Here is an 11,270-nt window from a genome sequence, read left to right as displayed (position 1 = left end):
GGAGGCCAGCCCATGAGCTATGAAACCATCATCGTCGAGACGCGCGGCAAGGTCGGCCTGATCACGCTGAACCGGCCCAAGGCGCTCAACGCGCTGAACGCGCAGGTGCTGGCGGATTTGCTGACGGCGGCAAAGGGGTTCGACGCCGATCCCGGCATCGGCGCCATGGTCATCACCGGTTCCGAGAAGGCTTTTGCGGCGGGCGCCGACATCAAGGAAATGCAGGCCGTCACCTACGCCGAAGCCTATGTGCAGGATTTTTTCGTCGGCTGGGAAGAGTTTACCCGCGCGCGCAAGCCGATGATCGCGGCGGTCGCCGGCTATGCCCTGGGCGGCGGCTGCGAACTGGCGATGATGTGCGATTTCATCATTGCCGCCGACACGGCGAAATTCGGCCAGCCCGAAATCACGCTCGGCGTCATTCCCGGCATGGGCGGGTCGCAACGGCTGACCCGCTTTGTCGGCAAATCGAAGGCCATGGACATGTGCCTGACCGGACGGATGATGGATGCCGCCGAAGCCGAGCGCAGCGGCCTGGCGTCGCGCGTCGTACCGGCCAGCGAGTTGATCGAGGAGGCGATGAAGGCCGCGGCCAGGATATCAGAGTTTTCGCTGCCATCGGTGATGATGGCCAAGGAGGCAGTCAACCGCGCCTACGAGACGACGCTGGCCGAGGGACTGCGCTTCGAACGCCGGCTGTTCCACTCGCTGTTTGCGCTCGATGACCAGAAGGAAGGGATGGCCGCCTTTGCCGAGAAGCGGAAGCCGAATTTCACCAATCGCTAGAGTGGCGGCGGCGAGGACCAAAAAGAAGCCAAAGCGGCGTTGACGCGCCGGAAAAGCTGAACTATAAGCCGCTCCAACCGAGGCGGCCGTTGGCTGCCCGTTTGTTTTTTGCGCCCTGCGGCATCCCGCATGCGCCCACCAGATCAGAAGAGAGGCATCATGGCCAATACATCCTCGGCCAAAAAGGCAACGCGCAAGATCGCCCGCCGCGCAGCGATCAACAAGAACCGCCGCTCGCGCGTGCGTACCTATGTTCGCCAGGTCGAAGAGGCACTGGCTGCCGGCGACAAGGCAGCCGCGCTGGAAGCCTTCAAGACCGCAGAGCCGGAATTGATGCGCGCCGCGACCAAGGGCGTGATCCATAAGAATACGGCATCGCGCAAGGTGTCGCGTCTGGCTCACCGCCTCAAGGTGCTGTCGGCCTGATCGACCGTTCCTGAACTGTCGTTCTTTCAAACCCGGCCAATCGCGCCGGGTTTTTTCGTTTGCCGGCAAGCACTTAAAAAGAACGGCCGCAAAGCACGCCCGAGCCGCATTCCAGAGTCTGGAATGCTTTGCCGGCACATACACTCCCACTGATATTCCAATCCGCCGAAACGGCCCACGCCAATAAATTTGGCTGTCACAAATTGCTGATATTTTTCAACGACTTGCTGGAAGTGATCCACAGCTTGTTCACATCGCCTGTGGGCGATAGGCAGCAAGTTGGTGTCAAGCGAATTATTTCAGAAAATTTCAAACCGCACAGCCATTTTCATATTCGCGGCAAAAGGGTTTGAATCCCAATGGCTTTGTCAAAATATGCGCTTCCAGCACGGAGCCCGAACCGTTGTTCACTAACCAGATTTCTTAAAAATCCGTTAGAGGTGGCCTTGCCCTATCCACAGCGATTTCGGTAATGTCGATCTATCGAAAGGGACGGGCCATTAGCCCTTAACCCAGCCTGAATCGGCCAGCTAACAGTGGCAGAATTCATGACGTGGATCAATTCCGCGAACGGGTATGGCTTGCCTTTTCGATACGATAGGGGACTGGCGTAATTGTACATGGCAGCTTGATGGCGCACCGGCGTTTTCGCCGGGTAGCACCGCTTTGCCCGAACATGTCAGACGGACTGGCCTTAAGCAGCCGGGACCGATCCCATTCTGACGAGGCAACGTCATCCGCCGGCGGCGGCGGTGGTGTTGTAGCGAAGATACGGTCGCCGGAAACATGGGTGCAGGAGGCGCACTCCCGGCGGAAAAAAGGTACAAAGGAAAAGGGACGCACAATCATGCAGAGCGGCATCGAGCGGGAGCTTACGGGCGACCTGCCATTTCCCGGAACATTGGTCGGAGCGCACGACATGGCGGCTTCCAGCGACGCGGAACAGAAGTTCGACCGGGTCAAGGCCCAGTTGAAGGCGCGCCTGGGAACCGAGGTCTATTCGAGCTGGTTCGGCCGTATGAAGGTGGCTGAGGCTTCCCGGGGCATTGTACGCATCTCGGTGCCCACGGCCTTCCTGCGCTCGTGGATCAATGGCCATTATCTCGATCTCATCGCCGATCTGTGGAAGCACGAGGATCCCGAAATCCTCAAGATCGAGATGGTCGTGCGCACCGCGACCCGTCCTGCCCGCAATGGCGTCGAACCCGAGGCCGTGCCGGCGCGCAAGATGACCAAGCATACGCAGACCGCATTGGCGGCCGGCACGGTCGGCCCCGGCAGGGTGGAGCGGGCGCCCGCCCCTCGTCCCGGCACGCCGATCGAGAGCGAATTCCGGCACAATGTGCTGGGGTCGCCGCTCGACCCGCGCTACACGTTCGGCTCCTTCATCGAAGGCCCGTCGAACCGGGTGGCTTTCGCCGCAGCCAAAGCCGTGGCGGAATCGCAGTCGAGCGCGGTGCGCTTCAACCCGCTGTTCCTTCATGCAACCGTCGGGCTCGGCAAGACGCACCTTTTGCAGGCGATTGCGGCCGAATCCCTGAAACAGAACCCGAAATCGCGCGTCGTCTATCTGACGGCCGAATATTTCATGTGGCGCTTCGCCACCGCGATCCGCGACAACAATGCGCTGACGCTGAAGGAACAGCTGCGCGACATCGACCTCTTGATCATCGACGACATGCAGTTCCTGCAGGGCAAGTCGATCCAGCACGAATTCTGCCATCTCATCAACATGCTGCTCGACAGCGCCAAGCAAGTGGTGGTTGCCGCCGACAGGCCGCCGTCGGAACTGGAATCGCTGGAACCGCGGGTGCGCTCGCGCCTCAATGGCGGTGTCGCGCTGGAAATGTCGGCGCCGGACTTCGCCATGCGCATCGGCATGCTCAAGCTGCGGCTTGCCACGGCCAAGGTCGACGATGCGTCGCTCAATATTTCGGAGGAGATCCTCAACCATGTCGCCCGTACCGTCACCGGCAGCGGGCGTGAGCTGGAAGGCGCGTTCAACCAACTGCTGTTTCGTCAGTCGTTCGAGCCGGCGATCACCATCGACCGCATCGACGAGATCCTGGGGCACATCTATCGCTCTGGCGAGCCGAAGCGGGTGCGCATCGAGGACATCCAGCGCATCGTGGCGCGCCACTACAATGTGTCGAAGACCGAGTTGCTGTCCAACCGGCGCACGCGCACCATCGTGAAGCCCAGGCAGGTCGCCATGTACCTGTCGAAGGTATTGACGCCGCGCTCGCTGCCGGAGATCGGCCGGCGGTTCGGCGGGCGCGACCACACCACGGTGCTGCATGCGGTGCGCAAGATCGAGGACCTTTCCGGCGTCGACAACACGCTGGCGCAGGAACTGGAACTGTTGCGCAGGCTGATCAACGACCAAGCCTGATCGGCGCGGCAAACGGAGCGCGCCGGGTTAGAGTATTCGGTCGTCGCGCTTTAAATTTTCTTGTTTTGATGCATGTCTTTGTCCCAAAACCGCTGCGCAGTTTTCGGCGACATGCATCGGTTGCCGGCCAACGTCCGCTTTATCCCCAGAAAGCCCGCTTGACCGGCGCGAACCGGTGGCCCGGACTTGCGTTTGCTGGCTTTTTCCTGTCAGTTTGCATAGATTCTGAGCCTGTTCAGACCTTTCGCGGGGCGCCGCCCACTGGTGACCCGTCCATTCATTCAAGCGAGCCTGTTTCGTCATGCGTGTTATCCTGGAACGGTCCAATCTCCTGAAGTCGCTCAACCACGTTCATCGCGTGGTCGAGCGGCGCAATACCATACCGATCCTGTCGAACGTGCTGCTCAGCGCCGAGGGCGCCAGCCTTGAAATGAAAGCCACCGACCTCGACCTCGAAGTGACCGAAGCGACGCCGGCAAAGGTCGAGCGCGGCGGGGCGACGACGGTTCCGGCGCACCTGCTCTACGACATCGTGCGCAAGCTGGCCGACGGCGCCGAAGTGATGCTGAAGACCGACGAGGACGGCAACGCCATGACGGTAACGTCGGGCCGCTCGAGCTTTCGCCTGCAATGCCTGCCGCAGTCCGATTTCCCGGAGCTTTCGGCGGGATCCTTCTCACACATCTTCCGGCTCGATTCCGTCGCCCTGAGAGGCCTTATCGAAAAGACCCAGTTCGCCATATCCACCGAAGAGACGCGCTACTATCTCAACGGCATCTACCTGCACACGCATGAAACTGGCGGCAAGCTGAAGCTGCGTTCGGTGGCGACCGACGGCCACCGCCTGGCGCGCGCCGAGATCGACGCTCCGGCCGGGTCCGAAGGCATGCCGGGCATCATCATTCCGCGCAAGACGGTCAGCGAGTTGCAGAAGCTGGTCGACGATCCCGATGTCGCGGTGACCACCGAATTGTCCGACACCAAGATCCGCTTCACCATCGGCAGCGTGGTTCTGACCTCGAAGCTGATCGACGGCACTTTCCCGGACTACCAGCGCGTCATTCCGACCGGCAACGACAAGAAGCTGATCATCGACCGCCAGAGCTTCGCCGCCGCCGTCGATCGCGTCTCGACCATTTCCTCCGAGCGCGGCCGCGCGGTGAAGCTTTCGATCACCGAAGGCCAGGTGACGCTTGCCGTCAACAATCCGGATTCGGGCAGCGCCACCGAGGAACTGGCGGCCGACTATTCGTCCGACCCGATCGAGATTGGCTTCAACGCCAAATATCTGCTCGACGTCGCTGCTCAACTCACCGGCACGGAAGCCAAGTTCATGCTGGCCGATGCCGGCTCGCCGACGCTGATCCACGACATGGCCGATGAGACCGCGCTCTACGTGCTGATGCCGATGCGGGTGTAGCCGCACTGCGGCACACTGCAGCATAGTGATTGCGGCGACTTCTATAGGCGGATAGCGGTTGCCGGAACAAAATCACATAAGTAAGCTCACACTTACGAATTTCCGCAATTATGCGGCGTTGTCGATCGGCTTTTCACCCGGCGCGGTGGTGTTTTCCGGCGACAATGGCGCCGGCAAGACCAATCTCCTGGAAGCCATCTCGCTGCTGACGCCTGGCCGCGGCCTGCGCCGCGCGCCCTATGTCGACGTGGCCCGCGAAGGCGGCGATGGCGGCTTTGCGCTCCACGCAAGGCTCGACGGGCCGGAGGGACAGGTCGAGATCGGCACCGGCATCACCGGGGGTGAAGCGGCCGGCGAGGGTGGTCGCAAGGTGCGCATCAATGGCGCGCCGGCACGGTCGGCCGACGCCATGCTGGAATGGCTGCGCGTGGTCTGGCTGACGCCGGCCATGGACGGCCTGTTCCCCGGACCTGCCGCGGACCGGCGGCGCTTTCTCGACAGGCTGGTGCTTGCGATCGATCCCGGCCACGGCCAGCGCGCGCTCGACTATGAGAAGGCGATGCGCGGACGTAACCGATTGCTTACGGAAGGTTCGCGAGACGGCGCATGGTTCGACGCCATTGAGATGCAGATGGCCGAAACCGGCGTGGCGATTGCCGCGGCGCGCGCCGAGCTGGTGCGCCTGCTTACCGCCATGATCGACATGTTGCCGTCCAGCGGGCCGTTTCCGCAAGCCGACATCAGCCTCTTCGGCGACCTTGAAAGCCATGTCGCCTCAGCACCCGCTGTGGATGTCGAGCAACGCTATCGCGACGCCCTTGCCGACGGCCGCGAGCGCGACCGCGCCGCCGGACGCACGCTCGACGGCCCGCACCGTTCGGATCTACTGGTGCGCCACCGCCCCAAGGCGATGCCGGCCGAACTCTGCTCGACCGGAGAGCAGAAGGCGCTGCTGGTCGGCATCGTGTTGTCGCACGCAAGGCTGACCGGCGAGATGTCGGGGATGACGCCGATCCTGTTGCTCGACGAGATTGCCGCGCATCTCGATGCCGGCCGGCGCGCCGCGCTGTTCTCGATCCTGGAGGAGCTGAATTGCCAGGCCTTCATGACCGGAACCGACGCCGCGCTGTTTTCCAGCCTGAGGGGACGCGCGCAGTTCCTCACCGTCGACCAAGGCACGGTTGGGCCAACCGAAGAGACCTGACAAGCTTTTTGCTCCGCTATATGGTCCGGCAATGACCCCTGCCGCCCTCACCGACGAAGAGCTCGAACGCTATGCGCGCCATATCGTGCTGCCGGAGATCGGCGGCGCCGGCCAGCAGAGGCTGAAGCGGGCCCGGGTACTGGTCATCGGCGCCGGCGGGCTCGGCGCGCCGGTGCTGGAATATCTCGCTGCCGCCGGCGTCGGCACGCTTGGAATCGTCGACGACGATATTGTCTCGCTGTCCAATCTGCAGCGGCAAGTGATCCACGCCACCGATACGGTCGGCACGGCGAAGACCGAGAGCGCCAAAGCAGCGATCGCCCGGATCAATCCCCATGTCGCGGTGGAATTGCACGATTTCAGGCTGACGGCCGACAATGCTGCCGTTCTCGTCGCGCGCTACGACGTGGTCGTCGACGGCTCCGACAATTTCGAGACGCGCTATGTGGTGGCGGATGCCTGCGCGGCGGAAAAGCGGCCGCTCGTGCATGCCGCCGTCGGCCGCTTCGACGGCTCGGTGACGGTGTTGATGCCGTTCGGGACCGGCGCCGACGGCAGACCGAACCCTGGATATCGCGACCTCTTTCCTGAAGCGCCGCCAGAGGGGCTGGTGCCGTCCTGCGCGGTGGCCGGGGTCGTCGGTGCGCTGACCGGCGTCGTCGGCACGCTGCAGGCGATGGAAGCCATCAAGCTGATCACCGGCATCGGCGAACCACTGGTCGGCCGGCTGCTGCTCTACGATGCGCTGTCGGCGCGCTTCGACACGATCCGCTACAAGAAAAACTGACCGCATGGATCAGTCCACCAGCGTCCTTGTTACGCAGCTCGCCTCCGATTTCGAGCGCTGGGATGAACTGCTCAGCCTGATCATGCATTCCTTTGCGCCGATGGACGGCGTCATCGATCCGCCCTCCTCTGCGCATCTGCTGAGCGTCGAAAGCCTGAGGGACAAGGCTGGGCGGGAAACGGTGTTCGTGGCTCTGCAGGGCGGCCAGATCGCAGGCTGCATTTTTGCGCTGGAGAGACCCTATGATTTCTATGTCGGCAAGCTCGCCGTCGAACTCGGGCTTCAGGGCCAAGGCATCGGCAGACGATTGATGCAGGCTGTCGAGGATCTTGCCCGCAACCGCAACAAACCCGCCATCGAACTGCAGACGCGGGTCGAGCTCACGGCAAATCACGCAACCTTTGCGCGTCTCGGCTTCCGCGAAACCGCGCGCACGGCGCATGACGGTTATGACCGGCCGACCTCGATCACCATGCGCAAGGAGTTCGCGTGAGCCTCGCCCTCAGCGCACAGGAGCAGACAATCGCCTCCGGCCATGACGGGGCGGCGATGGCGATGCGCATCGTTGCCGAAAGCGCTGCGCTGCTCGGCGCGCCGCGACTGATCCCGATCGCCTCGACGCATATAGACGGCGCGCTCTATCACGGCGATTCCGGCACGCTGTTTGCCGAAAGGCTGGTCGATGGCGGCGCCAGGGTCGCGGTGCGCTCGACGCTCAATGTCGGCGCGCTCGACCTGATGGGCTGCTCGCGCGTGCGCCTCGAAGAGCCGGCGCGCGGCATGGCGCGACGAATGATGGAGGCCTACCGCAAACTGGGCTGCGAGCAGAGCTGGACCTGCGCGCCCTATCAGGCCGGCCACAGGCCGGCGCTTGGCAGCGATGTCGCCTGGGGTGAATCCAACGCGGTGGTGTTCTGCAATTCGGTTCTGGGGGCACGCACCAACCGCTATGGCGACTTCCTCGACATCGCCTGCGCCATATCGGGCCGCGCGCCGGATTACGGCCTGCATCGCCCCGAGAACCGGCAGGCACGGCTGTTGTTCGATGTGTCCGGCCTATCCGCCTCGTTCCTTGGCTCCGAGATCGCCTGGCCGGTGCTGGGCAACCTCTACGGCCGTGAGGTCGGCAATGCGGTCGGCGTCGTCACCGGCATATCCAGCCATCCCGGCGAGGATGCGCTGAAGGCCTTCGGCGCGGCGGCGGCATCGTCGGGCGCCGTCGGCCTGTTCCACATTGCCGGCGTGACGCCCGAGGCGCCCGACGCCGAGACCATCCTGGTGGGCGGCAGGCCGGAAACGATGATCCGCGTAACGCCGGAGATGGCCATGAAGGCCCGCGCAGGCCTGTCCACGGCAGCCACGCAAACCGCCATCGATGCGGTGGCGATCGGCAGTCCGCATCTGTCTTTGGCCGAATTCGATGCACTTGAGCGGCTGATTGGTGGGCGGCGGCTCAGCGTGCCGATTTACGCCTGCACCGGCCGCCACGTGCTCACCAGGCTGGAGCAGAACGGCAACCGCAAGATGCTCGAAGCCAGCGGCGTCATCATCGTCGCCGACACCTGCGTGGTGGTGACGCCGATCCTGCCGGATCTGGTCGACGGCGTGCTGATGACCAATTCGGGAAAGTTCGCGCACTACGCGCCGGGCAATACCGGCTACGCCGTGCTTTACGGCTCGCTGGCCGACTGCGTCGAAAGCGCCGTTTTGGGTAAGCCGAGGTTTACGGATATCGCCGCATGAGCGCCGTCGATGAAATCCTGGTGCCGGGCAGCGGAGGCGAAGGGCTGGCCTTGGTGCTGACCGCGCCGATCAGCTTCTGGGGCGGCGTCGACCCGAAGAGTGGCCGCATCGCCGATGTCCGTCACCCGCAGCATGGCGAGACCATTTCCGGGCGTGTGCTGTTCCTGCCCGGCACGATCGGCTCGTCCTCAGCGTCAGCCGTGCTGATGGAACTCGTCCACAATGGCCATGCGCCGACGGCACTCGTGCTGCACGAGCCGGACGCGATCCTGCTGCTTGGCTTGATTGTGGCCAGGGAAATGGGCTGGCGGACGCCGGTAGCGCTCAGGCTCAGGCGCGACGCTTTTGAGGCCTATCGCGGCAAGCGTGTGAGTGTCGCGGCGGATGGGGCCCTCACAACCGCAGCCTGAACGCGGCCCGCTTCAAGTCCGTAGCGGAAGCACGCGGTCCGGCGGCCGGTGGCCGTCGAAGAAGGCGCGGATGTTGATGATCACCTTCTCGCCCATGTCGATGCGGCCCTCGATCGTGGCCGAGCCCATATGCGGCAAAAGCACGACCTTGTTCTTGGCGGCAAGCTTCAGCAGTTTCGAGTTCAGCGCCGGTTCGTGCTCATAGACGTCGAGGCCGGCACCGGCGATCTTGCCGTCCTGGATAAGCTTGACCAGCGCTTCCTCGTCGATGATGTCGCCGCGCGCGGTGTTGACCAAATAGGCGGTGGGCTGAAGCAGAGCCAGGCGCCGCGCCGAAAGCAGATGAAAGGTCGCCGGCGTCGACGGGCAATTGACCGAGATGATGTCCATGCGGGCAAGCATCTGGTCGAGGCTTTCCCAATAGGTCGCCTCCAGCCCTTCCTCGACCGCCGGCAGCACGCGATGGCGGTTATGGTAGTGGATGGACAGGCCGAAAGCCTTTGCGCGCTTGGCAACAGCGGTGCCGATGCGGCCCATGCCGACAATGCCGAGGCGCTTGCCCCAGATGCGCCGGCCGAGCATCCAGGTCGGCGACCAACCGGCCCATTTCTTGTCACTGGTGAGCACATTGGCGCCTTCGGCCAGCCGCCGCGGGCCGGCCAGCATCAGCGCCATGGTCATGTCGGCCGTATCTTCGGTCAGCACGTTCGGCGTGTTGGTGACGGTGATGCCTTTCTTGGCCGCCGCCGCCACGTCGATCTTGTCGACGCCATTGCCGAAATTGGCGATCAGCTTGAGATTGTCGCCGGCCTGGGCAATCAGCGCCGCATCGATCTGGTCGGTGATGGTCGGCACCAGCACATCGGCTTCCTTGATCGCCGCGACCAGCTCCGGCTGCGTCATCGGGCGGTCCTCGACATTCAGCCTGGCGTCGAAGAGTTCGCGCATGCGGGTCTCGACCGGATCGGGCAGCTTGCGCGTGATGACGACGAGAGGCCGTTTTTTGCCTGCCATTGTTTCCTCGAACCCGATCTCGTTGAGACCTCTTTAACCAAGACAGGCGAAACTGAATACCGGTCGCGGTGCCTGCCACTCCTGTAACAAGCGGTGCCGCCGAAGACAAAGAAAAAGGGGCGCCCGGGCCAAAGGGCACGCGCCGAAAGGAATGAAAGTGTCTGGTTTCGCGTCGCTTCGCCTGATCCTCAGCGCAGCGCTTCTCGGCGCTCTCCTGCATTCCCCGCAAGCCGCGGCGCAAGGTGCCGCCGCACCTGTGCAGACGGTCACGCTCGGGCCGAGCGGCCTGCCGCTGCCGCGTTTCGTCAGCCTGAAATCGGCTCGCGTCAACTCGCGCGTTGGCCCCGGCGCCAACTATTCCGTCGACTGGATGTACACAAAGGCCGGCCTGCCGATGGAAATCATCCAGGAATTCGATACCTGGCGGCGGGTGCGCGATGCCGATGGCTCGGAGGGTTGGATCAACCAGTCGCTGCTGTCGGGCCGACGGACCGCGATCGTCGCCCCTTGGCAACGCACCAAAGGTGGCCGAATCAATCTGCTCGACGATGCCGATAAGGACGCCAGCGTCATCGCCATCATCGAGCCGGGCGTTACGGGCACGATCAAAACCTGCGATGGCCAGTGGTGCGAAATGACCTTCGACGGCCACACCGGCTGGATCGCCCAGTCGCAGGTGTGGGGCGCCTATCCCGGCGAGCACGTCAAGAATTGAAATTGCTGGAGGCCTAACGGCCGATACGGCCGAGATGGGTGTCCTGAAAACCGGTCGACAGTTTGAGACCGTAGCCGAGCGCGCGGTCGACGGCGATGTGGATGATCCAGATCAGACCAATCGCGGTCGCCGTCGAATTGGCCAGAAAATATCCGGCGAGGGCCAGCAACAGCGGGACGATCAATATGTGCAACGCGTTGTAAGCGACAGCGCCGATCCGTGCCCCGGCGAGATAGCCCAGCATCGCCAGGTCGGGCGCCAGAATAAGCAGGGCGAACAGCCACCAGGAAACGCCTGACGCGGCATAGGCGACTATAGCCACGACCGCGACCGCAACCCATTCGAGCCGGATTGCAAAATCGACAGGTTTCAC

13 protein-coding genes are annotated in these 11,270 nt (G+C 63.4%); 10 read left to right on the top strand and 3 right to left on the bottom strand.

What is annotated here, in order from left to right:
* Positions 1 to 12: 12 nt before the first annotated feature.
* On the top strand, positions 13 to 786 hold the full coding sequence (locus tag NKI46_RS12760) for an enoyl-CoA hydratase (protein WP_352459189.1): 774 nt from the start codon (positions 13 to 15) through the stop codon (positions 784 to 786).
* Positions 787 to 945: 159 nt separating this feature from the next.
* Entirely contained in the window at positions 946 to 1,212 is a 267-nt protein-coding gene (gene rpsT, locus NKI46_RS12755; RefSeq protein ID WP_023681995.1) for a 30S ribosomal protein S20, read from the top strand.
* A gap of 26 nt (positions 1,213 to 1,238) precedes the next feature.
* Here rpsT and NKI46_RS12750 read toward each other — a convergent pair whose 3' ends face one another.
* A complete protein-coding gene (locus NKI46_RS12750) occupies positions 1,239 to 1,490 on the bottom strand; it encodes a hypothetical protein (protein ID WP_155921597.1) in 252 nt (83 codons plus the stop codon).
* Between the two features lie 569 nt (positions 1,491 to 2,059).
* Here NKI46_RS12750 and dnaA point away from each other — a divergent pair.
* The 7 genes from dnaA to NKI46_RS12715 all read left to right on the top strand — a co-directional run bounded on the left by dnaA (position 2,060) and on the right by NKI46_RS12715 (position 9,168).
* The gene (gene dnaA, locus NKI46_RS12745) at positions 2,060 to 3,604 is read left to right on the top strand and encodes a chromosomal replication initiator protein DnaA (RefSeq protein WP_031195619.1); all 1,545 of its coding nucleotides are present in this window, start codon (positions 2,060 to 2,062) and stop codon (positions 3,602 to 3,604) included.
* Between the two features lie 301 nt (positions 3,605 to 3,905).
* Positions 3,906 to 5,024 carry a DNA polymerase III subunit beta gene (gene dnaN / locus NKI46_RS12740; RefSeq protein WP_023669575.1) on the top strand — a complete coding sequence of 373 codons (1,119 nt, stop codon included), beginning with the start codon at positions 3,906 to 3,908 and terminating at the stop codon, positions 5,022 to 5,024.
* A gap of 58 nt (positions 5,025 to 5,082) precedes the next feature.
* The gene (gene recF, locus NKI46_RS12735) at positions 5,083 to 6,228 is read left to right on the top strand and encodes a DNA replication/repair protein RecF (RefSeq protein ID WP_023715308.1); all 1,146 of its coding nucleotides are present in this window, start codon (positions 5,083 to 5,085) and stop codon (positions 6,226 to 6,228) included.
* Positions 6,229 to 6,259: 31 nt separating this feature from the next.
* Complete coding sequence (locus tag NKI46_RS12730; RefSeq protein ID WP_352609096.1) at positions 6,260 to 7,015, top strand: molybdopterin-synthase adenylyltransferase MoeB; 756 nt, start codon at positions 6,260 to 6,262, stop codon at positions 7,013 to 7,015.
* Between the two features lie 4 nt (positions 7,016 to 7,019).
* Entirely contained in the window at positions 7,020 to 7,508 is a 489-nt protein-coding gene (locus NKI46_RS12725; protein ID WP_023715306.1) for a GNAT family N-acetyltransferase, read from the top strand.
* Positions 7,505 to 8,758: an aconitase X gene (locus tag NKI46_RS12720; RefSeq protein ID WP_352746453.1), complete on the top strand. Its 1,254-nt coding sequence runs from the start codon at positions 7,505 to 7,507 to the stop codon at positions 8,756 to 8,758. Before NKI46_RS12725 ends, NKI46_RS12720 begins: the two co-directional genes overlap by 4 nt.
* A complete protein-coding gene (locus tag NKI46_RS12715) occupies positions 8,755 to 9,168 on the top strand; it encodes an aconitase X swivel domain-containing protein (RefSeq protein WP_352459192.1) in 414 nt (137 codons plus the stop codon). The genes NKI46_RS12720 and NKI46_RS12715 overlap by 4 nt, the downstream gene beginning before the upstream one ends.
* 12 nt (positions 9,169 to 9,180) lie before the next feature.
* On the opposite strand, the gene NKI46_RS12710 is transcribed toward NKI46_RS12715, so the two are convergent.
* On the bottom strand, positions 9,181 to 10,182 hold the full coding sequence (locus NKI46_RS12710; protein ID WP_352459193.1) for a 2-hydroxyacid dehydrogenase: 1,002 nt from the start codon (positions 10,180 to 10,182) through the stop codon (positions 9,181 to 9,183).
* A 157-nt stretch (positions 10,183 to 10,339) separates the two neighbouring features.
* Here NKI46_RS12710 and NKI46_RS12705 point away from each other — a divergent pair, with 157 nt between their 5' ends.
* Entirely contained in the window at positions 10,340 to 10,897 is a 558-nt protein-coding gene (locus tag NKI46_RS12705; RefSeq protein WP_023669569.1) for an SH3 domain-containing protein, read from the top strand.
* 13 nt (positions 10,898 to 10,910) lie between these two features.
* Here NKI46_RS12705 and NKI46_RS12700 read toward each other — a convergent pair whose 3' ends face one another.
* Positions 10,911 to 11,270: a DUF4260 domain-containing protein gene (locus NKI46_RS12700; protein WP_352459194.1), complete on the bottom strand. Its 360-nt coding sequence runs from the start codon at positions 11,268 to 11,270 to the stop codon at positions 10,911 to 10,913.

This window comes from Mesorhizobium sp. M0615 (genome assembly GCF_040320805.1).
GTDB lineage: Bacteria > Pseudomonadota > Alphaproteobacteria > Rhizobiales > Rhizobiaceae > Mesorhizobium.
This window is presented reverse-complemented; position numbering and strand designations above follow the sequence as displayed.